Source organism: Saccharopolyspora endophytica, from assembly GCF_018070075.1.
Lineage (GTDB): Bacteria > Actinomycetota > Actinomycetes > Mycobacteriales > Pseudonocardiaceae > Saccharopolyspora > Saccharopolyspora endophytica.
The window spans coordinates 149,888-173,888 of sequence record NZ_JAGPXE010000004.1; the positions used below are offsets into that span (position 1 = coordinate 149,888).

Genomic DNA, 24,001 nt, shown 5'->3' on the forward strand with positions numbered 1-24,001 from the left:
GGTCTAGGGTCCCGATCTGAGAGCGCTCTCATGCAGTGCGTTCGTCGCATTGTCCTTTTCCGGAGGTGCTTGAAACATGACTCCCGTCTCACAACGGCGTGGGCGACGCCGGTTCCCGTTCTTCGCGGGAATGGCCGCTGTCGCCGCCGTCACCGCCGTCGCGCCCAGTGCGGCGGCGATGCCCGGCGCGATCCACGCTCAACCCGCGAAGCCCGCGGCTCCGGCACCCGGACCCCAGGCATGCGCGGGCACCGACACGCCGGACTTCGGTCCGAACATGCGGATCTTCGACCCGTCGATGTCGCCGGAGAGCATCCAGCAGCAGCTCGACGACGACTTCAACAACCTCAAGGACACGCTGGCCGACCAGATGTCCGAGGACCGGGTCGCGCACCTGTTCAAGCCGGGTGAGTACGCCGTCAACGACAACGTCGGCTACTACACCTCGGTGGCGGGCCTGGGCAAGAACCCGGGTGACGTCACCATCAACGGCAACATCACGGTCGACGCGTTCAACGAGTCCGACGAGGGCAACGCGACCCAGAACTTCTGGCGCTCGGCGGAGAACATGACCGTCAAGCCCAACGGCGCCAACCGCTGGGGCGTGTCGCAGGCCGCGCCGATGCGTCGCATGGACATCCAGGGCGACCTGGACCTGTACCCGGCGAGCTACGGCTGGGCCAGCGGTGGCTACCTCGCCGACACCAAGGTCTCGGGCACCACGGAGTCCTCGTCGCAGCAGCAGTGGTACACCCGCGACTCGCAGCTGGGCGCCTGGGACGGCGGCGTCTGGAACATGACGTTCTCCGGCGTGCAGGGCGCACCGCCCACCGCGTTCCCGACCCCGCCGCACACCACGCTGGAGTCGACCCCGGTGTCGGCCGACGTGCCGTACCTGTACGTCGACGACGCGGGCAAGTTCCAGGTGTTCCGCCCGGACGTGCGCACCGATGCCACCGGTCCGAGCTGGGCCAACGGTGAGACCCCGGGCAAGTCGGTGCCGATGAGCCAGTTCTACGTGGCCAAGCCGACCGACACCGCCGCGGACATCAACGCCGCCGTGGCCTCGGGCTGCAACCTGTTCTTCACCCCGGGTGTGTACCACCTGGACGACACGATCAAGATCACCAACCCGGACACCATCGTGCTGGGCATCGGTTACCCGACGCTCATGCCCGACACCGGCAAGACGGCGATGGAGGTCGCCGACGTCGACGGCGTGCGCATCAAGGGCGTGCTGTTCGACGCGGGCACCCAGAACTCGCCGAGCCTGCTGACCGTCGGCGAGGAGGGCGCTTCGGCGGACCACTCGCAGAACCCGACGATCATGCAGGACGTGTTCTTCCGGCTGGGCGGCACCGTCGCGGGCAAGGCGACCAACAGCCTGATCGTGAACAGCAAGAACGCGGTCATGGACCACATCTGGGCCTGGCGCGCCGACCACGGCAACGAAGGCTCGTTCGGCTGGGACGTCAACCCGGGCGACACGGGTGTGCTGGTCAACGGTGACGACGTGACGGCCACCGGCCTGTTCGTCGAGCACTACAACAAGTACCAGGTCATCTGGAACGGCAACAACGGCAAGACGATCTTCTTCCAGAACGAGATGCCCTACGACGTTCCGGACCAGGCCTCGTACATGAACGACAACGGCCTGGAGGGCTGGGCCGCCTACAAGGTGGGCGACCAGGTCACCAACCACGAGGCCTGGGGCTTGGGGAGCTACTGCTTCTTCAACACCAACCCCGAGGTGAAGAACCACCACGCCTTCGAGGTTCCGGCGGTGCCGGGCGTGAAGTTCCACAGCATGGCGACGGTCTCGCTCAACGAGAAGGGATCGATCACCCACGTCATCAACGACACGGGTGATGTGACCCCGCCGGCGACCACGCCGTCGAACCTGGCGAACTTCCCGTGATCTGATCACCGGCGATCGGAGTCCGGGCGGGGCCACCACGGCCTCGCCCGGACTTCTCGCATCGGGGCCCGGGAACCGGGCGGTTCGGACCCGAACCGCCGGCTGGTGCCCCTCAGGTGGACTCGCGGACGACGAGTTCCGTGGTCAGGGTGATCGCCGGCTCGACGGGCTCGCCGGCGATCAGGCGCAGCAGCTGGGACGCGAGGTGGCGGCCGATGCCGTCGATGGGCTGGCTCACGGTGGTCAGCCGCGGCTCGGTGTAGCGGGCCCTGGTGATGTCGTCGAAACCGACCAGCGCCACGTCGTCCGGAACGCGGGAGCCGTTCTGGCGCAGCACGTGCAGCGCCCCCTCGGCCATCAGGTCGGAGGCGGCGAACACGGCGTCGATCCCGGGGTCCTCGTCCAGCAGCCGCTTCATCGCCGCCTCGCCGGAAACGCGGGTGAAGTCCCCCGCCGCCACGACCGGCTCCTGCGAGCCCCCGACGGCGTCCAGGTACCCGTCGAGGCGGTCCATCCCGGCGATCATGTCCTGCGGTCCGGTGATCGTCGCGATGCGCCTGCGCCCGGAGGAGATCAGGTGCTCCACGGCCGTCCTCGCACCACCCCGGTTGTCCACGCCGACGCTGGGCACCTCGACCGGGCCGAGTACGCGTTCGTTGCTGACCACCGGGATTCCCGACTTCGCCAGCGCCGCCGACAGCGGGTCCGTGCCGTGCAGCGAGGCGAGCATGACGCCGTCGACCCGACCGGCCACGGCCGAGCGCTCGATCCGGTCGCGACTCGCCTCGGACCCGGCCAGCATCAGCACCAGCTGCTCGTCCTCGTCGTCCAGCTCCTGGCTGACGCCCTGGATGAGCCGGGGGAAGAACTGGTCGTCGGAGAACACGCGCGTCGAGGATTCCGGCAGCACCAGCGCGATCAGGCCGGTCCGGTGGGTGACGAGGCTGCGCGCGGCCTGGTTGGGCACGTAGCCGACCTCGGCGATCGCGCGTTCCACCGCTCTCCTGCTCGACGGTGCGACGGGCTGGTCGTTGATCACCCGCGACACGGTCGCGCGGGAGACCCCGGAGCGGGCCGCGACGGTCTCCAGGGTCGGGCGACGATCGCCTCTGGCCATGACCCTTCCCCTCGGTGGAGCGAACTGATGGTGAACGGTACCCAGATCGGCCGGCGGCGGTCAGCGAAATCCGGCAATCCACCGGAGGGGCGTCGAAAAGTCGCAGAACGCCCGGGAAGTGCGAACTCCGGCGTCGTCGCTGGCGAGAAGCGGACAGCCCGGAACCGGAACGTTGACTTCCGTTCGGGATCGAGAAAGTCTGAAATTGAGAGCGCTCTCAGATCTTCATTCCTCCTAGTTCGGAGAGTGAAAAACATGACCGCATCCGCAACGAAGCGGCGCTGGCGCCGTGGTGCACTGGGCCTGCTGACCGCGAGCGCGCTGGCCTCGGCCACCGTCTCCGCCTCGCTCCCGGCCCAGGCAGCACAACCCGCCGAGCCGCACCCCGCGACCGTCGCACCCGCGGGAACCCCGCCGCCCGAGGCGTTCTGGGGTGATGTCGCGAGCATTCCCCCGGCGCAGAACGAACTCATGGTCAAGGTCGTCAACCAGACCAACGGGCAGTACCCCGACGACCAGGTGTACTGGACGTTCAACGGCGAGACGCACTCGATCGCCGAGCAGCCCTACCTGGACATGCCCGCGAACAACTCGGGTCGCATGGAGTTCCACCTCGGCGCCCCGGACAGCCCGCTGACGGACTTCATCGAGTTCACCGTCGGCGAGAACGTCTTCAACGGCAACACCACTCGCGTCGACGCGTTCGGCTTGAAGCTGGCGATGCGGCTGCACGCCGACGACGGGTTCGACGCGGCGTTCGGCGAGGACTACGAGACGTTCCAGGAGACCCGCGAGGCGACGTTCCAGAAGTTCCGCGACGAGGTCCCGGAGGAGTTCAAGCACCTGGCCGACGACCCGAACCGGATCATCGCGCCCGGCAGCTCGCCGGAGTTCCAGGACGGCGGCGCGCAGGCGAACTACTTCACCGACTACGCGAACTCGGTGGGCGTCGACGAGACGACCAAGAACATCTTCGGTTGCGCCGGAACCCTCGGCGGCGACGCCAACAAGTGCGCCGCGCTCAACCGCCACGTCGCCGACCTGCCGGAGGACCAGCAGCACGACCCGTCGAAGTTCTACCCGACGGGACCGGCGAACTACTACGCCAAGTTCTGGCACGACCACAACATCGACGGGAAGTCCTACGGGTTCCCGTACGACGACGTGGCCGAGCAGGCCTCCTACGTCTCCCACGAAGGCCCGCAGTGGCTCGTGGTCGCCGTCGGGTGGTGAGGTTTTCATGAAAACCTCACCACCCCAACAAAGGTGACCTCCAACGAGACCCCCGATGAGCAGGGGCGATGAGTTCCGGAGGACGTTCAGGCCCGTTCTTCGGGAGGGGGAAGTTCCCATGAGAACTTCCCCGTGAGAGCTCGGGACGCGCCCGCACCCTCCCGCGCGGGCGCGTCCCGGACCTGCATCAGTCGGCGACGCGGGGTCGCACCAGTGCGGTTTTGAGTTCTTCGCAGAGTTCGGCGAGGGCTTGGGGCGCGCTGCGGCAGATGTTCGGGAAGGACATGTAGCCGTGCGGCATGCCGACGTAGGTGGTGGTGCGGACCGGGACACCGGCGGCTCGCAGCGCTTCGCCGTAGCGCAGGCCGTCGTCGCGGATCGGGTCGTGCTCGGCGACCTGGATCAGCGCCGGCGGCAGCCCCTCGTGCGTCGCCGCCTTCAGCGGTGACACCAGCGGGTTCGCCGGGTCCTGCCCGTCGAGGTAGGTGTCGCGCATCTTCCGCGCCTCGCGGGCGGTGATCACCGGGGCCTCGGCGTTGTCCTCCAGCGACCGGCTGCCCAGCGTCATGTCGGTGGCCGGGTAGATCAGGCCCTGGAAGGCGATCTCCGGACCGGAGCGGTCCCGCGCGAGCAGGCACATCACGGCGGCGAGGTTGCCGCCGGCGCTGTCGCCCATGACCGCGATCCGGTCCGGGTCGGCACCGAGTTCGGCGGCGCGTCCGGCGACGTCGACGAGCGCGGCGTAGCAGTCCTCCACGGCCACCGGGAACCGGTGGGTGGGCGCGAGCCGGTAGTCCACCGACACCACGACGGCCCCGACCTCCGTGGCGACCCGGCCGCACAGCCAGTCCGCCATGTCGAGGTTGCCGCTGACCCAGCCGCCGCCGTGGATGTTGACGATCAGCGGCAGCGGCCCGGTGGCCCGCATCGGCCGGTACACCCGGATCCCGATGCGGCCGTCGGCCCCGGCAGCGGTGAGGTCGCTGGTGACGATGCCGGGAGCGCGAGAGCCCAGCAGGAAGTCGATGACCTTGTTTCGCGGCAAGGTCTTCCGCTGCCGCGCGATCAGCTGCTCGTCGGTCATGCCGGTGACGCTGGGAGCCAGGCCCAGCGCCTTGCCCAGCAACCGGACGCGCAGATCCATCTCCGTCATGCGATTCCTCCCGCGATCAGTGGGTGTTGGCGGTGGCGCGCTGCTGCGCTTCGAGCGCTTCGGCTTCCTCGCCACCGATGGCCTCGCCGCGGGCGACCAGCCCGGCCACCTCCGACAGCGGGATCTGCTTGAGCAGCAGCGAGAGCAGGAACGCGATGACCATGAACGGCACCAGGTACCAGAACACGGGCGCCAGCGCGTCGGCGTAGGCGGCGACGATGGCGTCCCGAACGGGTTCGGGCAGCTGCTGCAGCATGTTCGGCGACAGCGACACCGCGGACTGCTCGGCCTGCTGCGCGGACGCACCGGCACCGGCGAAGATCTCGGTGAGGTTCTCGGCCAGCCGGGTGGAGAAGATCGTGCCGAACACCGCGACACCCAGCGCGCCGCCGACCTCGCGGAAGTAGTTGTTGGTGCTGGTCGCGGTGCCGATCAGCGCCGGGTCGACGGAGTTCTGCACCACCAGCACCACGACCTGCATGATCAGGCCGAGGCCGGCGCCGAAGACGAACAGGAACACGCACAGCAGCCACACCGGCGTGTCGGCCGACAGCGTGGTCATGGCGAGCATCCCGCCCGCGGTGATGAGCGTGCCCAGGATCGGGAACACCTTGTAGCGGCCGGTCTTGGTGATCAGCGCACCGGAGGTGATGGAGGTCAGCATCAGTCCGGCCATCATCGGCAGCATCGCCATGCCCGACACCGCCGCCGAGGTCCCGGTGGACATCTGCAGGAAGGTGGGCAGGAAACCCAGCGCGGCGAACATGCCCAGTCCGAGCACCAGCCCGATGCTGGTGGCGTTGACGAAGATGGGGTTGCGGAACAGCGACAGCGGGATGACCGGGTCGCTCGCCCGGGACTCGACCAGCACGAACAGCGCCGCGGCGATGACCAGACCCGCCGCCCACAGCCAGGTTTCGGGCGCGCTCCAGCCGTGCGCGGAGTCGCCGCCGAAGTCGGTGAAGAAGATCAGGCTCGTGGTGGCCAGCGCCAGCAGCACCACGCCGGGGATGTCCAGCGGCTTGGTGGCCTTCTTGCTGGGCAGGGTCAGCGCGAAGTAGGTGATGGCGAACGCGGCGATGCCGATCGGGATGTTGATGTAGAACGCCCAGTGCCAGGACAGGTTGTCGACGAAGAACCCGCCGAGCAGCGGCCCGCCGACCGCGGCGAGACCGAAGATGCCGCCGAGCGGTCCGAGGTACTTGCCGCGCTCGCTGGCGGGCACGATGTCGGCGATGATCGCCTGCGAGAGGATCATCAGACCACCGCCGCCGAGGCCCTGCGCGGCGCGGAAGATCACGAACGTCCAGAAGTCGCCGGCCACGGCGCAACCGACCGAGGCGACCGTGAACAGCGCGATCGCGATCAGGAACAGCTTGCGCCTGCCGAGCACGTCGCCGAACTTGCCGTAGATCGGCATGACGATGGTGGTGGCCAGCAGGTAGGCGGTGGTGATCCACGCCTGGTGCGCGACGCCGCCGAGGTCGCCGACGATGGTGGGCATCGCGGTGGACACGATGGTCTGGTCGAGGCTGGCCAGCAGCATGCCCGCGATCAGCGCGCTGAAGATGATCCAGATCCGCCGCTTGGTGAGCAGTAACCTGGGTTCGGTTTCGGTCATCGGGTCCCTCCGGTGAGCGTGGCGGCGAAAACCTCGCGAGCGGCCACCAGGCGGCGTTGCATGAGCGCGTTCAACGGCTCGGAGTTGGCTGGTTCGAGGAACTGCCCCAAGCAGGCGCCGGCGAGCGCGCAGACCACCTGGACGGCGACGGAGGCCCGGAGGTCACCTTCCGGAAGACCTTCCCTGGCTCGCACCAGTTCGACGTCGGCGCGTTCGCGCGTCTGGACGTGCTCGAAAACCCGCGAGAGCAGCCGGGGTTCGCGGTCCATGGCCGCGACCAGGTCCGCGACGTGCTCGGGCGTGAGCCCGACCTCGGTCCAGCGGTCGACCAGGAGCGCGGCGTAGTCGTCGAGCAGGCTCGCCGAGACCCCCGGTTCGTCCGGGTCGCCGCCCGAGGTGAACCGTTCCTCGATCTCGTGCTGGTCCCACAGCGTTGTGAACCCCAGTACCGCGTCCTCCTTGGACGCGAAGTAGTTGAAGAAGGTGCGCCTGGAGATGCCCGCCTCGTCGCAGACCTCGTCCACGGTGAAGCCGGACAGCCCGTCCTCGGCCGTCCGGCGACGCGCTGCGGCGGTCAGCCGGTGAGCCGTGCGGACCCGGCGCGTCAGAGCGGGAGTTGCACTATCAACCACGGAGTGCATTATTGCACTCTGCCTTCCATGGTGCAGAAGGGGTGGCCTGGGGTACAACTGGCGCCATGGTGGACGCCATCGGCACCGGTCTGGGCAGCCTCGGATACCGGTTCAACATGATCGCCCGGCAAGCGCGGGCGAACTTCGAGCAACGGCTCGGCGAGGCCGGGGCGAGCTTCACGACGTGGACGATCCTGGAGGCCCTCACCGTGCACGGGCCGATGATCCAGCGGGACCTGGCCGGATCGCTGCACGTCAGCGGCCAGACGCTGGCCCGCCAGGTGGACCGGCTGGTCGAGACCGGATGGCTGGAGCGCGGCGAGGCCGAGGGCGACCGCCGCGCGGTCCGCCTGCACCTCACCGACGCCGGTCGCGCCGCCCACCGCCGCCTCCAGCGGGCGTCGCGGAAGGCCAACGAGCAGCTGGTGGCAGGCCTGTCACCGGAGGAGATCGACGGCCTCAGCGAGCTGCTCACCCGGCTCTCCCGGAACTTCGGGTGACACCGTTGACCTCCACCGCGCTGGAAGTGTGAGGCTGTGACCATGACCGATCCCTGGGACGTCGAGTCGCTCGACCTCGACGCGTACCTGGCCCGCACCGGGCAGCCCGCGTCACCGCCGTCCGTCGAGGCCCTCACCGCGCTGCACGAGGCGCACGTGCGCACGATCCCCTTCGAGAACGTCGATCCCGCGCTCGGGCGCACACCGCGCCTCGACCTGGAATCGATCACGGCGAAGCTGGTGCGCAGGCAGCGCGGCGGGTACTGCTTCGAGCACTCCCTGCTGTTCGCCGCCGTCCTGGAACGCCTCGGCTACGCGGTGTCCCGCCGTGCGGCGCGGGTGCAGCCGCACCGCAACGGCCCGCGCACCCACATGAACCTCGTCGTCACCGTCGACGGCGACGAGCACCTGGCCGACGTCGGCTTCGGCGCGGGCGTGCTGCGCCCGATGAAGCTGGCCGACGGCGCGGCGGTCGACCAGGCCGGCTGGAACCACCGGCTGACCTGCGACGGTCGACTGTGGACGCTGGAGAAGGAGACCGCCGAGGGCTGGGAACCGCTGCACGCCTTCGACGACCAGCCGCAACGGCTCATCGACTACGAGGTCTACAACCACTACACCGCCACGCACCCGGACTCGCCGTTCACCGGCAGGCTCGTCGTGATGCGGCTCGACGAGGGCATCAGCCGCAAGCTCATCGGCGACACGCTCGTCGTCGAACGACCCGACGGCACGCAGGAGAGGACACCGATCGACGACCGGGCAGAAGCCCTCCGCGCGCTCGACGTCGTGCTCACCGACGACGAACTGTCCGGCCTCTAGACCAGCTGCTGCAGGTCGTCGGCGATCTGGGAGAGGGGCGGCAGGGCCAGGACTCGGCGCTGCACCGCTCGGGCGGCGTTGCGGAACGACGGTTCGTCCAGGACCCGGGACACCGCCTCGTGCAGCAGCGGCACGGTCACGTCCTCGATGGCGAACGCCAGCCCCGCGCCGATCTCGGTGATGCGGGCGGCGTTGCCGGGCTGCTCGGCGAACATCGGCAGCCCCACCATCGGCACCCCGGCGTAGAGCGATTCGCGGGTGCTGTTGAATCCGCAGTGGGTGATGAACGCGTCGCAGGCGGGCAGCAGCGTCTGCTGCTGAACGAACGAGGTCAGGTGCACGTTCTCCGCGCGCACCCCGGTCCACTCCCCCGGATCGCGGTTGGCGCCGAGCGCGACGACACCCGTGACCGGGAGCTTGCCGAGCGTTTCGATGATCGTGTCGAGCAGCTGGGGGCGCTCGCCGAGCATCATCGGCGCGTTGGACCCGAGGCTGGCCAGCACCAGCGGGCGGTCCGGGAGGTCGGCGACGGCCGGCTCGAGCCGCTGGGGGTCGCCGTCGGGAATCCGGTAGTGGTGCGCGGATTCGAGCCGCGCTGCGTCCGGGTAGTAGGCCTCGGGCACGACTCCGGCCCGGAAGGCGCTCATCGGCTGCCACGGGTCGTCCACGGGGGCGAGCCCGAAGTGCGCGCGACCGGCGTTGATGTCGTCGAGGACCTCGCCGAACGGTGCCATCGGGCCGATGTCGATCACGGCGTTGGGGATGCCCCACTTCTCGGCCGCGAAGTAGCCGCCGAACTCGGTGGCCTCGCGGACGATCAGGTCCGGGCGCTCCACGTGCTCCAGGAGCTTCTCGCCGAAGTGACGTCCGAGCACGCCGATGAAGTTGCCGCCGAAGACCTCCGGGGTGACGCCGATGGTCTCGGTGCCGCGCCGCTCGGCGACGTCGGTGAGCCCCTTCGCACCGAAGCGCTGCGGGTCCGCGGCGAGGTCGCGCATGGTGATCAGGCCCGGCAGGACGACGGACCGGAGACCGGCCTGCTCGACGGTCTCCGCCATGGCTTCACTGGTGGCGACGAGGACGTCGTGCCCGGCGTCGCGCAGCTGGCGGCCGACCGGCAGCATCAGCGGGACGAGGTGCGAGTAGGCGGGCATTGCGGTCAGGACGATGCGCAAGGGGAATCCCATTCGGGCTCGACGACGAACTGGACAGCATGCTGTCTAGTTGCGACGGTACACCCGCCTCGTCACCGCTCGTGACGGGGAACCACCGCGTACACGGCGAGGTCCTTCGGCGTCCCCTTCGCCCGGAAACGACGGCTGCGCGCCACGTACCGCGCGCGGTCGGCGGCCTCCAGGACCTGCTCGGTGACCAGCATTTCCCCGCCGTTGGCGGCGTCGGCGACGCGCGCGGCGATGTTGACGTCGACCCCGATGTAGTCCTTGCCGACCTTGCGCGGCCAACCGCGGTGCAGGCCCACGCGCAGCGACGGGCGGTAGCCGTCGTGGTTGAGCGCGCTGACCGCCGACCCCAGCGCAGCGGCGGCCTCGATCGCCTTGTCGACGTCGGAGAAGGCCACCATCACGCCGTCGCCGAGCGACTTGACCACCACGCCGCCGTACCCGCCGACGACCTCGCGGCTGACGCCGAAGAACTCCCGCAGCAACCGCAGGACCTGGTCGTCACCGGCGCGCAGCGCCCAGGTGGAGAAGCCCACGAGGTCGGTGAACATGATCGTCACGGCACCGTCGGCGGCGCCCCGGCTGGTCAGCGCCTGCCACGCCTGCACGGTCACCAGGCCGAGCTCGCGCACCGCGCTCGGCTGATCGCCCGCGACCTGCATCATCAGCCGCGCCACGCGGTCGGAGGGCTTCCCCGATTCGGAGAACGCGAGCTCACCGGCCCCGGGCAGCATCCGCCGGACCCCGCGCAGCGTTCCGACCACCCGCCGGCTCTGGTTGACCTGCCGCGCTCGATCCCCGGCACGACCCCAGAACCCCGCGGGCCGCGACTCACCGACCATCACACACCGTCCCTCGCACCGAGCCAGCCTACCGGCAACCTACTCCGAAGTAGGTTTCAGCCGACCCCGAGGTGCAGCGCAGATCACCCGGAATCACCCCACGAAGATCGTTGCGCTGGCTAGCATCCACCGCGCGGTAGGTCGAACGACGAGGGGACTGCTCGTGGCACAGCCGTCGGAGCGCATCCAGGAGATGATGCGGAAGTTCGAGGAGCAGGCAGCGCAAGCCGGTCAGCTCCGCGAGCGCATGCAGGAGATCAAGGGGCAGGGCCGCAGCGCCGACGGCAGCGTCACGGTGACCGTCGCCCCGTCCGGCGCGGTGCTGGACCTGCAGCTGACCGCGAGCGCCACGCGCCAGCCGCACACCTCCCTGCAGCAGAGCATCATGACCGCGATCCGCGAAGGCACCCAGGACGCCGCCCGGCAGATGGACGAGACCGTCCAACCGGTGCTGGGCGATCGCGCCGAGCAGTTCAAGAGCGCCTTCAACGCCCACTCCCCCGCACCGCCCACGGCACCATCCGCTCCGCCTCGCGCGGACGACGATGACGACTACTCCGACGGCTCGTTCCTGAGGTGACCCGATGACGATGAAGGTCGCCCCAGGGGCGCTGTCCGCCCACAGCCAGGGTTCCGAAGGCGTGTCCCAGCACCTCGACCAGCTGGCCCAAGTGCTGGAGCAGGCTCGCGTCAGCGATGACTGCTTCGGCCCTCTCGGCGAGCTGATGGCCTTCGCCTACTTCGATTCGCTGGAGGAGTGCCGGGACCTGGCCACGAAGGCCGGTGGGTTCATGCAGCACATCTCCCAGGCCGTGGCGGACTGCGCGAAGGACTACAGCGAGACGGATCAGAAGGAAGCCGACAACCTCGGCGGCATCGACATCGCCGGCCTGGGCGGCGCGGGTTCCGGCCCCGGCACGATCGGCGGGGTCAACGGCGCCGGTGGAGCGCGCCGCGGCTTCATGGACCAGACCGCCGCGTACGGCATGTCCACCGCCTCGGCCGCGCAGGACCTCGCCAGGGCCGAGAACCCGCCGGACATCGCCATCGCGACGGTCAACGCCCGGATGGAGCAGCTCCAGCTGGTCACCAGCCCCGGTCAGTCCTTCGTGGACAACGGTCTGGGTTTCCTGATCTCGCTGGTGATCAGCCCGCTGGTCGAGTTCGTGCTGGAACCGGCCATCGGCGACCCCGAGCAGATGCGCGCCACGGCCAAGGGCTGGGCGCAGGTCGCCGAGTGGCTGGAGAAGCTCGGCGAGCAGGAGCAGCAGCGCGCCGAGTCCACCCGCCCGGCCTGGGAGGGCCAGGCCGGTGACGCGTTCCGCAAGCAGATGACCGAGTTCACCGGCGGCACCCGGGCTTTCGCGGCCGACGTCCTCGGCCTGAAGCAGATGCTGGAACTCGCCGCGGACCTCTTCGACGCCTTCGTCGAGATGGTCATCGACATCATCCAGGAACTGGTCCTCGGCCTGATCATCGAGTGGGTCGCCGCCCTCGCGGCCTCCTGGATCACCGCCGGAGCCTCGGTCGGAGCCGCCTCGGGCATGACAGCGGGCCAGGTCGCCATCACCGGCACCCGCCTCGGCACCAAGGTCGCCGAACTCCTCCACAAGCTGAAGCCGCTGGTCACCAAGCTGGAAGAACTCCTCGTCCAACTCCGACGCGGCCCGCTCCGCCAAGTCGTGGAGAAGATGAACGACCTCCGCGGCGGCAACATGGCAGAGCGCTGGGTCTCCCGCCAGATCGACGCCAACCCGCTGGCCAAGACGCTCACTCGTGGAGATCACGGAAGCCTGCCGAATGCCCAGAACGCGGTGAGAGAGGCAGAAGAAGCCTTGAGCGCGGGCAGGCCAGGAGCGGAAGCGGAGCTCCGAGCAGCGCGGAACGCCCTGGAGAACGCCCGGGAGAACGACATGGCGTCGACGACGGGCAATCGTTTCGCACGGCAAGGTGCTACCGATCCCGACGCTCCAGGTGCGCGCACCAGCTGGAGCGGGGATCTCGTCGAAAGCGCCAAGGGAGAACAAGCCCTCGCGACCAACGTCGTGCAAGCAGGGCTCGGGACGCTTGGCCTGGGAGGCACGACTCGTGCGACCGACGCCGCTCTCAGCGCGGGCGGCCAAGCCCTCACCGAGCAGGGCATCGAGCAAGGCGTCAAATACGGTTACAACAAGGCTGAGGACCCGTCCACGGCTGAGGACCGGAAGGCCGCAACGGAACGTGGCTTCGAGGTTTAGGAGACGATGACCCGTGACGGTGTCGGAGAAGCTCGGCGCCGCGTTGACCGCGCGGCGGTGGTGCAGGCCTGGCGAACCAATCTTGTGGGCGACCTGGCAGGTCGACAAGCGCTATCAGGTCAAGGGGCTCGACGAGGACGGCCGTCCTAAGAAAGGACTGGGCGCCACACTGGGAGACGCCGCTTCGAGCGCTGCCGGCGCCGTGGCAGTCGGCGCGCTCACCATGGTTTTCGGAGGTGGCGACAGCAGTTTCGGCCCCGGCACCACCCAGCGTGGTCGCGACTTGACGATCGTCGGATCTGGCCAGGAGTGCGCTGCCATGAATCTGATCAACACCAGATACCCGGCCGGTCATGTCGGATTCGACATGCTGTGGGTGCTGACTCCGCAACGGCTCGCGGTCCTCGTACCACCCATGTTGGAGGACTCCGAGATCCCCGCTCACCCCACCTTGTCCGAGACGTTCAGCGAAATGGGCCGGATTCTGGTCGGGAAGGAGACCGAGCAGTTCGGCTGGAACACGCCTGGCGAGCCGGTCTCCAGCAAGCCGGTCACCACCTGGTTCGAGATCGCGCTTCACGACGTCGTCGACTGCCGGACCGTGGGCGAGAAGAAGGACTCGCACCGCTATTGCGGTCTGCAGTTCGCCGACGGATCAGGGTTCGTGCTCAACGCCCGCAACCCGGCCGACGCGCAGACGATGGTCGACGCCCTGAACCACCAGCGAGGCATCCGTGGCTGATCTGAAGTTGCTTGACCGCGAGCTGCTTCGGGAGAAGTGGCAGAAGATGCTCGCTGAAACCTGGCTCAGCGAGGGGGAAACGCTGCGCTGGCTGGAAGTTCCGGCGCAGGGCCACGTGGGCTCCGTGGTGAACCAGAAACCGGCGGTTCCACACAAACCGCTCTCCGAGGTGCGGAAATCGCTGGTCGAGGAACCGAACTGGCCGCTTCCCAGCGAACAGCTGACCAGAGGCGAGTTCCTCGGCGACGAGTGGGCCGACGACCCCGCAGTCATGTGGTGGGCCTTCGCCGACCATCCGGAACGGGACGCGGTGCGCATGGCCGACCACATCGCCAACGTTCCCGGCGAGGCGTTCCTCGCCATCACCGAGCGGCGAGTGGCGGTCGTGGTGAGGAGCAACCAGGTCGCGAAGGAAGCCGAGGAACCACAGGGTCTGTTCGGCCGGGCGAGGTCCGTCGTCCAGAAGGCCACCGACAGCCTGCCCTCGACGAACCACCCGGTCTCCTACTTCGAGGTCCCGACCGAGCGGATCACCCGGATCCAACCGGTCCGCATGGGCCGGAGCATCCCCCGGGCCACCTGCCTCCGCCTCGACTTCACCGACGGCTCGACCTTCTACGCCCACTCCCGCACCAAACAGGACCCGGCGGAGGTCTTCCCCCCCGCGCTGACTCCCCACCCCGGTCTTGGACCTCCAACCAGACCCTCGCGCCCAGGTGAGGTTCCGGATTTCAGTGGAAGTCCGAACCCCGATTTCAGCGGAGATCCGTGTTCCGACTTCCACTGAAATCGTGTCCCCCAGGGCGCCTGACCAGGTCACGGCGCCTGGTTGAGTTGACATGCAAGTCGTGGCTTGCCTATTGTTCGTGGTGTGGATGACGCCGTGTTCAAGGCGCTGGCCGATGGCACGCGGCGCGCGATCCTCGACGAGCTGACCGAGCAGAACGGGCAGACACTGTTCGAGATCTGCGCACGATTGGCCACCAAGCACGGGCTCGCCTCGTCACGGCAGGCGATCTCGCAGCACCTCGACGCCCTGGCGGCAGCGGGGCTGGTCAGGGCGAGCCGTGAAGGCCGGTACAAGTTCCACCACATCGACACCGCGCCGCTCGAACCGATCGTCGAGCGGTGGCTGGGGAAAGGCCGGGAGCATGAGGATCAACCTGCACAGCATGATGGTCGATGACCAGGACAAGGCGCTGCGCTTCTACACCGAGATGCTCGGTTTCGAGGTCAAGCACGACATCCCGATGGGCGAGTTCCGCTGGATCACCCTCGTCTCGCCCGAGGAGCCCCACGGCACCGAACTCGTGCTCGAACCCGACCAGCACCCTGCGGCCAAGCCCTTCAAGCAGGCGCTGGTGGCCGACGGGATCCCCTTCACCTCGTTCGCGGTCGAGGACGTCCAGGCCGAGTACGACCGCCTCACCGCCCAGGGCGTGCGCTTCACCCAGCAGCCCACCGACATGGGCCCGGTCACCACGGCGGTCCTCGACGACACCTGCGGGCACCTCATCCCGCTCGCCCCCGCGACGGCCTGACCAGGGCGCCGGTTCGAACTGCGCGCTAAGTACGAACGGGCCGCACCTCCTCAGGTCGTCTGGTTGAGGGCTCGGTCGAGGTCTCGCCAGAGGTCTTCCGGGGATTCGAGGCCGACCGACAGCCGGAGCAGGGTGTCCGGGATGCCGCCTGCCGCGCGGTCCTCCGGGGCGACGATGTGGTGCGACAGCGATGCCGGGTGTTGCAGCAGCGTGTCGGTGCTGCCGAGGCTGACCGCCGGGGTGATCAGGCGGACGGCGGAAACCACCTCGTGCGGCGGGGTTTCCGCCTCGAACGACAGCATCGCGCCGCCGGTGGCGAGCTGGCCGAGCTTGCTCGGGTCCGGGTAGTGCACGGCGCTGACCTTCGGGTGCGCGAGCAGCCGCTCCGCGAGAACCGCTGCGGTGGCCGACGAGCGCTCCATGCGGACCGGCAGCGTGGCCAGACCGCGCTGCAGGAGGTACGCGGCCGAGGGGTGCAGCACGCCGCCGGTGGCGATGCGGACCTGCCGCAGGCGCTGGGCGAACTCCTCCGCGCAGGTCACCACACCGCCCATCGCGTCCCCGTGCCCGCCGAGGAACTTCGTCGCGCTGTGCAGGACCGCGGCGGCGCCGAAGTCGGTGGGCCGCTGCAGAGCGGGTGTGGCGAAGGTGTTGTCGACGAGCACCGGAACGCCGCCCGCGGCGTCCACGACGGCGCGGATGTCGATCTCCGCGAGCGTCGGGTTGGCCGGGCTCTCGACGATGACGAGCCCGGTCTCCGGCCTGACGGCGGCGCCGACGTCGGCCGGGTCCGCCCAGGTGAGCTGGTTGCCCAGCAGCCCGGACGCGATGAGGTGGTCACTGGTGCCGTAGAGCGGCCTGACCGCCACGACGTGCGGTCTGCCTGCGGCGACGGTGGCGAGCAGGCACGCCGACAGCGCCGCCATGCCCGAGGCGAAGGCGACACCGGACTCGCAACCTTCGAGCTCGGCGATCGCTCCTTCGAACCGGGCGACCGTCGGGTTGCCGAGCCGGGCGTAGATCGGCGGGCCCGTCACCTGGGCACCGGTGGTCATCACGTCGAGGCGCTCGGCCTCGTCCCTGCTGTCCCGGCTGGGATAGGTCGTCGAGAGGTCCAGCGGAACGGCGTGCAAGCCCTGATCGGTGAGGTCGTCGCGGCCTGCGTGCACGGCACGGGTCCAAAACGTCTGTTCGGTCACCACCCGAGGATCAGCGGTCCTCCGGCGCTGCGGTCGGATCTCCGGACGAACGTCGGCCGAGGGCGGTGTTGCTCCGCATCGGTCCGGCCGCGCCGGTGTGGGAGCGCGTTCGTCCGGCGATCGTCCGGTCAGCTTTCGGCGCCCGGCGGCATGAGCGGGCCACCGCGCCACTGGTGGAAGATCAAGTGGGTGTGCACCATGACGACCTCGTCGCGCGCGGTGAGCTCGTCCAGCACCAGCCTCTGCAGGTCGCCGGCGTCAACGACGGTCACGTGGATGAGGTAGTCGTCCGGGCCGGTCAGGTGGTAGAGGTGCCGCGTCTCGGGCAGGGACAGGACGTGCTGCACGAACGGGTCCACGATCGGACGCCGGTGCGGGTGCACGCGCACCGCCAGCATCGCCTCCAGCGGGCGACCGACCGAGCTCGGCTCGATCCGCACCGCCGACCCGCACATCACGCCCGCGTCCCGGAGGCGCGCCAGCCGGTCCGAGCACGTCGAGGTCGCGATGCCCGCTCTCGCCGCTAGTTCGCGGTTGGTCATCCGGGCGTCCTCCTGCAACGCCCGCAGCAACCGCATGTCCACGACGTCCAGTTCCACCTGTGCAGCCACGGGCCGCAGGGTACGGGGCATCGGGATTTTGACGGTTTCTTGATGGCTGACCGCCGGTCGCGGACCTAGCATCTGGGCATCGGCCTTCGGCCGTGGTGTGCCGGGAAGTCTGGTCGGCGTTGTCATGGTGTGCGCCGTTCGGACTGGAGTGGTGATGATGACCGGCAACGACGCTGGAGTGCTCGAACTCGCGCAGGTCGACGCGAGCATGCTCGGACTGGTGGGTGGCAAGGCCGCCGGGCTCGGTGAGCTCATCGGAGCCGGGTTCCGGGTCCCCGAGGGGTTCTGCCTGACGACCCGGGCGCACGTGACCGGCGAGATCCCCGAGCGGGAGGTCCTCGACGCCTACCGGCGGCTCGGGGGCGGTCGGGTGGCGGTGCGGTCGAGCGCGACCGCGGAGGACCTGCCGGACGCGAGCTTCGCCGGGCAGCAGGACACGTTCCTCAACGTCAGCGGCGAGCAGGAACTGCTGTCGGCGATCCGCCGCTGCTGGGACTCGCTGCACTCCGACCGGGCCGTCGCCTACCGCGACGCCAACGAGATCGGCACCGACGTGCGCATGGCCGTCGTGGTGCAGCGGATGGTCGACGCGAAGGCCGCCGGGGTGCTGTTCACCGCGAACCCGCTGACCGGGACGCGCGCGGAGATGGTCGTCGACGCCGCGCCCGGGCTGGGCGACGTGGTCGTCGACGGATCGGTGATCGCCGACCACTACGTCCTCGACGGAACCCCGCCGCGCACCGACGGGTGCCTGGACCGCGGCCAGCTCGACGCGCTGCGCGACGCGGGCGCGCGGGTGCAGGAGAGCTTCGGCTCGCCGCAGGACATCGAGTGGGCCATCGACCGGGACGGCGAGCTGTGGCTGTTGCAGTCCCGGGCCATCACGACGCTCTTCCCGCTCCCGCCCCGAACCGACGACCTGCGGGTCTACTTCGAGATGGGGCACATGCAGGGGATGCTGCGTCCCTTCACCCCGGCCGGCATGTCGGCGATGACGCACGGCGCGAAGCTGTGGATGGACTCCGCTGGTCTCTCCGGTGGCGCGTTCGGCGATGCGATGGGCATCGTCCCCGTGGGCGGCCGGCTGTTCATGGACTTCTCGGACCTGCTGCGCAACAAGCGGTTCCGCTCCCGGTTGCCGCAGATGATGGAGGTCTACGGCCCGCGCAACGTCGAGATCGTGCAGCGGCTGCTCACCGATCCGCGGTTCGCGCCGACCACCGGCGGACTGCCCTTCCCGGTCGCGCCGCTGCTGAAGAAGAGCCTCGTGGTCGTGCCGAAGGCGAAGTTCGAGCTCATCCGCACGCTGATCGACCCCGACGCCGCGCGCGAGCGCGCCTTCCGCGCCACCGAGAAGCTCAAGCGCCAGGCGAGGGCTCCGGAGTTCGCCCACTCGCAGCAGCGCCTGCGCTTCGCCGAAGAGGTGCAGCGGGACTTCATGACCGCCTCGGACGTGATCTGGCCGCTGTTCATCGGCATCCTCCTCGGTCAGCTGCCGAAGTCGCTGCTCAAGGGCGTCGCCACGACGAGCGAGCTGGACACCGTCCTCGGCGGGCTGCCGCACAACGTCACCACCGAGATGGACCTCGCGCTGTGGCGGCTGACCACCGGCCTCGACGACGAGGCGCGGGAACTCCTGCGCAGCACGCCACCTGCCGAGCTCACCGACCGCTACCGAGCGGGCGAGCTGCCCGACATCGGGCTGGACGACTTCCTCGCCCGCTACGGCCACCGCGCACCGGCGGAGGTCGACGTCGGGATGCCGCGCTGGTCGGAGGACCCGACGCAGATCTTCGCCACCATCGCCGGATACCTGCGGATCACCGATCCCGAGCAGGCACCGGACCGGCGGTTCGAGAAGGCCGCGGCCCGAGCTGAGGCCATGATCGACGAGCTGTTCCAGCGCGCCCGTCGCGAGCGCCCGGTCCGCGCCCACCTCGCCCGCTTCCTCATGCGCCGCGCCCGCAAGCTCACCGGGCTGCGCGAGCTGGGCAAGTTCGCGTGGCTGTACTCGTTGCAGGCGGTGCGCGAGCAGCTGCTGCGCATCGGCGACGACCTCAGCCGGCGCGGTCTGCTGGAACGGCCCGGCGACGTGCTGTTCCTGGAGCTCGACGAGATCCGCGCCGCTGTGGGCGGATCTGATCAGAGCGCCCTCGCCGCGGAGCGACAAGCCCGCTACGACAGGGAGGTTCGCCGCCGCTCGGTTCCGATCGCGGTGCTCTCCGACGGCACGGACCTGGAGGCCACGGCACCGCCCGCACCGGCCGCCGACGGCGCGCTGGTCGGGCTGGGGGCCTCTCCCGGCAAGGTCACCGGGCCCGCTCGCGTGGTGCACGACCCGGCGACCGCGCGGATCGAGCCCGGCGAGATCCTGGTGGCCACCACCACCGACCCCGGTTGGACGCCGTTGTTCATGACGGCGGCCGGTCTGGTCACCGAAACCGGTTCACCGATGGCGCACGGGCCGACCGTGGCCCGCGAGTACGGCATCCCGGCGGTGATCTGCGTCCGCGACGCCACCACGGACATCACCACGGGTCAGATCATCACCGTGGACGCGACCTCGGGAACCGTCACACCGGGATGACCCGGTCCGCACAATCGCGAAAATCGTTGGCACACAAGCAGAGATGCTGAAGTCGGAGGGCTGGGGACGCTGCAGGCCTCGATCTTCCCGGAGAACGAGGCCGGCCTCGCCTTGCACCGCGCCGCCGGGTTCCGCGTGGCCGGAACCCGGGAGCGCATCGCCCTGCACCAGGGGGTCTGGCGCGACACCGCCCCGCTGGAACGCCGCCGCGCCGGCTGATCAGGCCGCGCCTTCGGCCTCCAGGGGGAGCTCGACCTCGCTCGGGGTGAGCTGGACGTACACCGTGCCGCCCTCGACGAGGACCTGGTGGGTGCGCAGCGCCCGCTTGGCCGGCGGGCCCGTGGGCGTGCCGCTGCGCAGGTCGAAGAACGCCGCGTGCAGCGGACATTCGACGAAGCAGCCTTCGAGGAATCCGGCGGACAACGACGCGTCCTGGTGGGTGCAGGTGTCGTCGACCGCGTAGAACACGCCGTCGGCGTTGAACACGGCGATCGGGACGTCGGCGACGAACCGGGTCGACTCGCCCGGGGCGAGCTCGTCGGCGCGGCAGACAGCGAACATCGAACCTCCAGTGTTGCGCATTAGAGAACTGGTTACGCCATGCGCAACAGAGTGAAGGTCATCTCCGAGGCGCGTCAAGACGTCGAAGGAGTCGATTTTCCGATGGATTTCCCTGTTAACGCACGACATCGTCGATCAACCCGACGTGGCGGCGGCTACCTCGCGGTAACCCGCGCGGACGTCTTGACAGCGCCCGATCCGCGCCCGCATCGTGTTGTCGATCGAGCAACGCAGTGCTCATCGCGCAACAACTTCACACCCTTGCGGAACGAGCCGAAAGGCACCCCGAGATGACCGCTGCGGAGTTGCCGCACAGCCTGCTGGCCACTCTCCCCGGCCACCACTACACCGATCCGTCGATCTTCGCCCTGGAGCAGTCGCGGATCTTCGAAACCGGTTGGTTCTGCGCGGTGCGCAGCGCCGACCTGGCGGAACCCGGCGCTTTCCAGACCGCGCAGGTCGGGCGGGAGAGCGTGCTCATCGCCCGCGACCGCAGGGGAAACCTCAACGCCTTCCTCAACGTGTGCCGGCACCGGGGCGCCCGGTTGTGCACCGAGGAGGCCGGACAGGTGCAGCGGTCGCTGCAATGCCCGTACCACGCCTGGACCTACGGCCTGGACGGCAAGCTGATCGCGGCGCCGAACCTCGGCGGCATGCCCGACATCGACCGCGAGGAGTACGGCCTCAACCGCGTCCACCTGCGCGAATGGCTCGGCTACGCCTGGGTCTGCCTGGCCGAGGACCCGCCGTCCTTCGACGACACGGTGATCGCCGACGTCGCCCAGCGCCTCGGCGACGCGGGCGAGCTCGACGCCTACGACATCGCCGCGCTCGAACTCGGCGAGCGGATCCGCTACGACGTCAAGGCGAACTGGAAGCAGATCATCGAGAACTTCATGGAGTGCTACCACTGCGCCACGATCCACCCGGAGCTCACCGAGGTGCTCCCGGAGTTCGCCGACGGGTTCGCCGCCCAGTACTACGTCGGGCACGGAGCCGAGTTCGGCGATGACGTGCGGGGTTTCACCGTCGACGGCGGTGACGGCGTGCAGCGGCTGCCGGGCGTGGCCGAGCACCAGGACCGGCGCTACTACGCGATCACCGTGCGCCCGCAGGTGTTCATCAACCTGGTCCCCGACCACGTGATCATCCACCGGATGTTCCCGCTCACCGCGGAGCGGACCCTCGTGGACTGCGACTGGCTGTACCTGCCGGACGTCGTCGCCTCCGGCCAGGACCTGTCGCGGTCGGTGGAGCTGTTCCACCGGGTCAACCAGCAGGACTTCGACGCCTGCGAGCGCTGCCAGCTCGCCATGGGCTCCCGCTCCTACGCCTCCGGCGGCGTGCTCGTGCCCAGCGAGCACCACATCGCCGAGTTCCACGACTGGGTCCGCGAACGGCTCGCCGGGTGACCCGCTCAGCGGGCGCGCTGATCAGGTCGGTGCGCGTTCAGCAGGAGGTAGCGGACCGCGATGCCGCCGACTCCCAGGCTGATGCCGACGAAGATCAGGCCCGGGCTGGCGGCGAGCAGCCCGGTCAGGAACACCAGCGCACCGAGCAGCGCGACCGCGATCGCCGCCCACCGCCGACGACTGGTGGCGCGGTCCGGCGGTGGGTGCTTCACCGACTCCGCGAACCGGGGGTCGTTCTCCTCGAACCACCGCTCGATCTCCTGGAGCCTCCGACGCTCGTACCGGCTCAACATCACATCTCCCCGGCTCACGCGCAGGGTGCCACACCATCAACATAGACCTCCTGCTCACCCTCTGTGAAGTGCGCGAAACGCCTGATCATGCCCATTTCTGGCATATTGAAGACGTGGTCGCGCTGTTGTGGCTCATCGCCGGTGTAGTGCTGGTCGCGGCCGAGGTCATCTCGGGTGAACTCGTGCTGCTGATGCTCGGCGTCGCCGCGCTGGGATCCGCCGGAGCCGCCGCGCTGGGCGCGCCGCTCGCCGTCGACGCCGCGGTGTTCGCCGCGCTGAGCCTGGGCCTGGTCCTGCTCGCGCGTCCGGCGCTGAAGCGGCGGCTGATGCGGGGCATCGAGTACCGCACCAACACCGAAGCCCTGATCGGCAAGAAGGCGTTCGTCGAATCCACCGTGAACTCCGTCGGTGGCCTGGTGCTGATCGACGGGCAGAGCTGGTCGGCGCGTCCGCTGGACGAGAACGAGGTGCATCGAGCGGGCGAGACGGTGACGGTCATGGACATCTCCGGAGCGACCGCCGTCGTTTCGGGCGAACTGTGAGGAGGCCGCCATGGACCCGACCGCACTGATCGTGCTGGCCGTCATCATCCTGCTGGTCGTCGTGCTCGCGACCAAGACCGTGCTGCTGGTGCCGCAGGCGACCGCATCGGTGATCGAACGGCTCGGCCGCTACCGGTCCGTCGCGCAGCCGGGGCTCAACCTGCTGGTGCCGTTCTTCGACCGGGTCCGCGCCCGCGTCGACCTGCGCGAGCAGGTCGTCTCCTTCCCCCCGCAGCCGGTCATCACCCAGGACAACCTGACCGTGTCCATCGACACCGTCGTCTACTTCCAGGTCACCGACGCGCGCTCGGCGGTCTACGAGATCTCCAACTACATCACCGGCGTCGAGCAGCTCACCACCACGACGCTGCGCAACGTCGTCGGTGGCATGAGCCTGGAGGAGACGCTGACCTCGCGCGACGCGATCAACACGCAGCTGCGCGGGGTGCTGGACAAGGAGACGGGCCGGTGGGGCATCCGCGTCGCGCGCGTGGAGCTCAAGGCCATCGACCCGCCACCGTCCATCCAGGATTCGATGGAGAAGCAGATGCGCGCCGACCGCGAGAAGCGCGCGATGATCCTCAACGCCGAGGGAACCCGCGAATCGGCCATCAAGACCGCCGAAGGCCAGAAGCAGGCGGCGATCCTGGGCGCGGAAGGCCAGAAGCAGGCCGCCATCCTCACCGCGGAAGCCGCCCGGCAGTCCAGCATCCTGCGCGCCCAGGGCGACCGCGCGAGCCAGTACCTCAAGTCGCAGGGGCAGGCCAAGGCCATCGAGAAGGTCTTCGCGGCGGTCAAGCGCGCCAAGCCGACTCCGGAACTGCTCGCGTACCAGTACCTGCAGACGCTGCCGAAGATGGCCGAGGGCGACGCCAACAAGGTGTGGGTCGTGCCCAGCGAGTTCGGCAAGTCGCTGGAGGGCTTCGCCCGGAGCCTGGGCAAGGCCGACGAGGAGGGCGTCTTCCGCTACGAACCGCCGGAGCAGACCGAGGACGCTCCCCCGGCCGAGACCGTGGAGGACGCGGTGCAGGCGTGGTTCGACACCTCCACCAACCCCGAGGTCGCCGAGGCGGTCCGCGCGGCCGAAGCCGTAGCGCGCAAGGAGGTCCCCGCCCCCGGCGAGTTCGGCACGCAGGTCCCCGCGCCGCGACCGGGCATCGCGCAACAACCGTCGTCCGACCAGACCTGACGTCGGCTTCGGAGCGCCGCTGTGCGTACCGTGATGCCATCCGGGCGCGTTCCGGGCGATGTCGATCG

Annotated in this window: 24 protein-coding genes; 14 read left to right on the forward strand and 10 right to left on the reverse strand. The window is 69.3% G+C overall.

The genetic code is table 11. The annotated features are described in order from the left end of the window. Window positions 1–76: 76 nt before the first annotated feature. Window positions 77–1,918, forward strand: a complete 1,842-nt coding sequence (locus KBO27_RS11260) for a pectate lyase-like domain-containing protein (protein ID WP_246536879.1) — start codon at window positions 77–79, stop codon at window positions 1,916–1,918. Window positions 1,919–2,030: 112 nt separating this feature from the next. Here the strand turns inward: KBO27_RS11260 and KBO27_RS11265 are convergent, their stop codons facing one another. After that, a complete protein-coding gene (locus KBO27_RS11265) occupies window positions 2,031–3,035 on the reverse strand; it encodes a LacI family DNA-binding transcriptional regulator (protein ID WP_210969941.1) in 1,005 nt (334 codons plus the stop codon). Between the two features lie 255 nt (window positions 3,036–3,290). Here KBO27_RS11265 and KBO27_RS11270 point away from each other — a divergent pair, with 255 nt between their 5' ends. Next, window positions 3,291–4,268 (forward strand): glycoside hydrolase family 64 protein, encoded by a 978-nt coding sequence (locus KBO27_RS11270; RefSeq protein ID WP_210969942.1) that lies wholly within the window; start codon window positions 3,291–3,293, stop codon window positions 4,266–4,268. A 187-nt stretch (window positions 4,269–4,455) separates the two neighbouring features. Here the strand turns inward: KBO27_RS11270 and KBO27_RS11275 are convergent, their stop codons facing one another. The 3 genes from KBO27_RS11275 to KBO27_RS11285 are packed head-to-tail and all read right to left on the reverse strand — an operon-like array spanning window position 4,456 to window position 7,674. Further along, window positions 4,456–5,421 carry an alpha/beta hydrolase gene (locus KBO27_RS11275; protein ID WP_210969943.1) on the reverse strand — a complete coding sequence of 322 codons (966 nt, stop codon included), beginning with the start codon at window positions 5,419–5,421 and terminating at the stop codon, window positions 4,456–4,458. A 16-nt stretch (window positions 5,422–5,437) separates the two neighbouring features. Beyond that, complete coding sequence (locus KBO27_RS11280; RefSeq protein WP_210969944.1) at window positions 5,438–7,042, reverse strand: MDR family MFS transporter; 1,605 nt, start codon at window positions 7,040–7,042, stop codon at window positions 5,438–5,440. Continuing rightward, the gene (locus tag KBO27_RS11285) at window positions 7,039–7,674 is read right to left on the reverse strand and encodes a TetR/AcrR family transcriptional regulator (RefSeq protein WP_307870354.1); all 636 of its coding nucleotides are present in this window, start codon (window positions 7,672–7,674) and stop codon (window positions 7,039–7,041) included. The genes KBO27_RS11280 and KBO27_RS11285 overlap by 4 nt, the downstream gene beginning before the upstream one ends. Window positions 7,675–7,739: 65 nt before the next feature. On the opposite strand from KBO27_RS11285, the gene KBO27_RS11290 reads away from it, so the two are divergent. Together KBO27_RS11290 and KBO27_RS11295 are read left to right on the forward strand one after the other, a co-directional pair. Next, entirely contained in the window at window positions 7,740–8,174 is a 435-nt protein-coding gene (locus KBO27_RS11290) for a MarR family winged helix-turn-helix transcriptional regulator (RefSeq protein ID WP_210969946.1), read from the forward strand. 42 nt (window positions 8,175–8,216) lie between these two features. Further along, window positions 8,217–8,996, forward strand: a complete 780-nt coding sequence (locus KBO27_RS11295; protein WP_210969947.1) for an arylamine N-acetyltransferase family protein — start codon at window positions 8,217–8,219, stop codon at window positions 8,994–8,996. Here the strand turns inward: KBO27_RS11295 and KBO27_RS11300 are convergent. Together KBO27_RS11300 and KBO27_RS11305 are read right to left on the reverse strand one after the other, a co-directional pair. After that, window positions 8,993–10,183: a glycosyltransferase gene (locus KBO27_RS11300; RefSeq protein WP_210969948.1), complete on the reverse strand. Its 1,191-nt coding sequence runs from the start codon at window positions 10,181–10,183 to the stop codon at window positions 8,993–8,995. The genes KBO27_RS11295 and KBO27_RS11300 overlap by 4 nt on opposite strands. A 59-nt stretch (window positions 10,184–10,242) precedes the next feature. After that, window positions 10,243–11,019 carry an adenylate/guanylate cyclase domain-containing protein gene (locus KBO27_RS11305; RefSeq protein ID WP_210969949.1) on the reverse strand — a complete coding sequence of 259 codons (777 nt, stop codon included), beginning with the start codon at window positions 11,017–11,019 and terminating at the stop codon, window positions 10,243–10,245. 163 nt (window positions 11,020–11,182) lie between these two features. On the opposite strand from KBO27_RS11305, the gene KBO27_RS11310 reads away from it, so the two are divergent. From KBO27_RS11310 to KBO27_RS11335, 6 genes are all read left to right on the forward strand, one after another. Then, entirely contained in the window at window positions 11,183–11,599 is a 417-nt protein-coding gene (locus KBO27_RS11310; protein WP_307870355.1) for a YbaB/EbfC family nucleoid-associated protein, read from the forward strand. Between the two features lie 4 nt (window positions 11,600–11,603). After that, on the forward strand, window positions 11,604–13,256 hold the full coding sequence (locus tag KBO27_RS11315) for a WXG100 family type VII secretion target (protein WP_210969950.1): 1,653 nt from the start codon (window positions 11,604–11,606) through the stop codon (window positions 13,254–13,256). A 13-nt stretch (window positions 13,257–13,269) separates the two neighbouring features. Next, window positions 13,270–13,998 carry a hypothetical protein gene (locus KBO27_RS11320; RefSeq protein WP_210969951.1) on the forward strand — a complete coding sequence of 243 codons (729 nt, stop codon included), beginning with the start codon at window positions 13,270–13,272 and terminating at the stop codon, window positions 13,996–13,998. After that, window positions 13,991–14,785, forward strand: coding sequence for a hypothetical protein (locus tag KBO27_RS11325; RefSeq protein WP_210969952.1), 795 nt, complete (start codon window positions 13,991–13,993; stop codon window positions 14,783–14,785). Before KBO27_RS11320 ends, KBO27_RS11325 begins: the two co-directional genes overlap by 8 nt. An 84-nt stretch (window positions 14,786–14,869) precedes the next feature. Then, entirely contained in the window at window positions 14,870–15,184 is a 315-nt protein-coding gene (locus tag KBO27_RS11330; RefSeq protein WP_210969953.1) for an ArsR/SmtB family transcription factor, read from the forward strand. Beyond that, window positions 15,150–15,539 (forward strand): VOC family protein, encoded by a 390-nt coding sequence (locus KBO27_RS11335; RefSeq protein ID WP_210969954.1) that lies wholly within the window; start codon window positions 15,150–15,152, stop codon window positions 15,537–15,539. The genes KBO27_RS11330 and KBO27_RS11335 overlap by 35 nt, the downstream gene beginning before the upstream one ends. Before the next feature lie 50 nt (window positions 15,540–15,589). Here KBO27_RS11335 and KBO27_RS11340 read toward each other — a convergent pair whose 3' ends face one another. After that, on the reverse strand, window positions 15,590–16,738 hold the full coding sequence (locus KBO27_RS11340) for a trans-sulfuration enzyme family protein (RefSeq protein ID WP_210969955.1): 1,149 nt from the start codon (window positions 16,736–16,738) through the stop codon (window positions 15,590–15,592). Window positions 16,739–16,866: 128 nt separating this feature from the next. Beyond that, entirely contained in the window at window positions 16,867–17,349 is a 483-nt protein-coding gene (locus KBO27_RS11345; RefSeq protein ID WP_210969956.1) for an Lrp/AsnC family transcriptional regulator, read from the reverse strand. 157 nt (window positions 17,350–17,506) lie between these two features. Here KBO27_RS11345 and KBO27_RS11350 point away from each other — a divergent pair, with 157 nt between their 5' ends. Further along, window positions 17,507–19,936, forward strand: a complete 2,430-nt coding sequence (locus KBO27_RS11350; RefSeq protein WP_210969957.1) for a PEP/pyruvate-binding domain-containing protein — start codon at window positions 17,507–17,509, stop codon at window positions 19,934–19,936. 219 nt (window positions 19,937–20,155) lie between these two features. On the opposite strand, the gene KBO27_RS11355 is transcribed toward KBO27_RS11350, so the two are convergent. After that, window positions 20,156–20,497 carry a bifunctional 3-phenylpropionate/cinnamic acid dioxygenase ferredoxin subunit gene (locus tag KBO27_RS11355; protein ID WP_210969958.1) on the reverse strand — a complete coding sequence of 114 codons (342 nt, stop codon included), beginning with the start codon at window positions 20,495–20,497 and terminating at the stop codon, window positions 20,156–20,158. A gap of 290 nt (window positions 20,498–20,787) precedes the next feature. Here KBO27_RS11355 and KBO27_RS11360 point away from each other — a divergent pair, with 290 nt between their 5' ends. Further along, on the forward strand, window positions 20,788–21,909 hold the full coding sequence (locus KBO27_RS11360) for an aromatic ring-hydroxylating oxygenase subunit alpha (RefSeq protein ID WP_210969959.1): 1,122 nt from the start codon (window positions 20,788–20,790) through the stop codon (window positions 21,907–21,909). A gap of 5 nt (window positions 21,910–21,914) precedes the next feature. Here KBO27_RS11360 and KBO27_RS11365 read toward each other — a convergent pair whose 3' ends face one another. Then, on the reverse strand, window positions 21,915–22,202 hold the full coding sequence (locus KBO27_RS11365) for a DUF3040 domain-containing protein (RefSeq protein WP_210969960.1): 288 nt from the start codon (window positions 22,200–22,202) through the stop codon (window positions 21,915–21,917). 113 nt (window positions 22,203–22,315) lie between these two features. Here KBO27_RS11365 and KBO27_RS11370 point away from each other — a divergent pair, with 113 nt between their 5' ends. Continuing rightward, on the forward strand, window positions 22,316–22,744 hold the full coding sequence (locus tag KBO27_RS11370) for an NfeD family protein (protein ID WP_307870356.1): 429 nt from the start codon (window positions 22,316–22,318) through the stop codon (window positions 22,742–22,744). A 10-nt stretch (window positions 22,745–22,754) separates the two neighbouring features. Next, window positions 22,755–23,933 carry an SPFH domain-containing protein gene (locus KBO27_RS11375; protein ID WP_210969961.1) on the forward strand — a complete coding sequence of 393 codons (1,179 nt, stop codon included), beginning with the start codon at window positions 22,755–22,757 and terminating at the stop codon, window positions 23,931–23,933. Window positions 23,934–24,001: the final 68 nt, after the last annotated feature.

What these genes read in the sequence shown, in the direction of transcription:
- KBO27_RS11260 (WP_246536879.1), top strand. Translation starts at nt 77, where the DNA reads ATGACTCCCGTCTCACAACGGCGTGGGCGACGCCGGTTCCCGTTCTTC.
- KBO27_RS11265 (WP_210969941.1), bottom strand. Translation starts at nt 3,035, where the DNA reads ATGGCCAGAGGCGATCGTCGCCCGACCCTGGAGACCGTCGCGGCCCGC.
- KBO27_RS11270 (WP_210969942.1), top strand. Translation starts at nt 3,291, where the DNA reads ATGACCGCATCCGCAACGAAGCGGCGCTGGCGCCGTGGTGCACTGGGC.
- KBO27_RS11275 (WP_210969943.1), bottom strand. Translation starts at nt 5,421, where the DNA reads ATGACGGAGATGGATCTGCGCGTCCGGTTGCTGGGCAAGGCGCTGGGC.
- KBO27_RS11280 (WP_210969944.1), bottom strand. Translation starts at nt 7,042, where the DNA reads ATGACCGAAACCGAACCCAGGTTACTGCTCACCAAGCGGCGGATCTGG.
- KBO27_RS11290 (WP_210969946.1), top strand. Translation starts at nt 7,740, where the DNA reads ATGGTGGACGCCATCGGCACCGGTCTGGGCAGCCTCGGATACCGGTTC.
- KBO27_RS11295 (WP_210969947.1), top strand. Translation starts at nt 8,217, where the DNA reads ATGACCGATCCCTGGGACGTCGAGTCGCTCGACCTCGACGCGTACCTG.
- KBO27_RS11300 (WP_210969948.1), bottom strand. Translation starts at nt 10,183, where the DNA reads ATGGGATTCCCCTTGCGCATCGTCCTGACCGCAATGCCCGCCTACTCG.
- KBO27_RS11305 (WP_210969949.1), bottom strand. Translation starts at nt 11,019, where the DNA reads ATGGTCGGTGAGTCGCGGCCCGCGGGGTTCTGGGGTCGTGCCGGGGAT.
- KBO27_RS11315 (WP_210969950.1), top strand. Translation starts at nt 11,604, where the DNA reads ATGACGATGAAGGTCGCCCCAGGGGCGCTGTCCGCCCACAGCCAGGGT.
- KBO27_RS11335 (WP_210969954.1), top strand. Translation starts at nt 15,150, where the DNA reads ATGAGGATCAACCTGCACAGCATGATGGTCGATGACCAGGACAAGGCG.
- KBO27_RS11350 (WP_210969957.1), top strand. Translation starts at nt 17,507, where the DNA reads ATGACCGGCAACGACGCTGGAGTGCTCGAACTCGCGCAGGTCGACGCG.
- KBO27_RS11355 (WP_210969958.1), bottom strand. Translation starts at nt 20,497, where the DNA reads ATGTTCGCTGTCTGCCGCGCCGACGAGCTCGCCCCGGGCGAGTCGACC.
- KBO27_RS11360 (WP_210969959.1), top strand. Translation starts at nt 20,788, where the DNA reads ATGACCGCTGCGGAGTTGCCGCACAGCCTGCTGGCCACTCTCCCCGGC.
- KBO27_RS11365 (WP_210969960.1), bottom strand. Translation starts at nt 22,202, where the DNA reads ATGTTGAGCCGGTACGAGCGTCGGAGGCTCCAGGAGATCGAGCGGTGG.
- KBO27_RS11375 (WP_210969961.1), top strand. Translation starts at nt 22,755, where the DNA reads ATGGACCCGACCGCACTGATCGTGCTGGCCGTCATCATCCTGCTGGTC.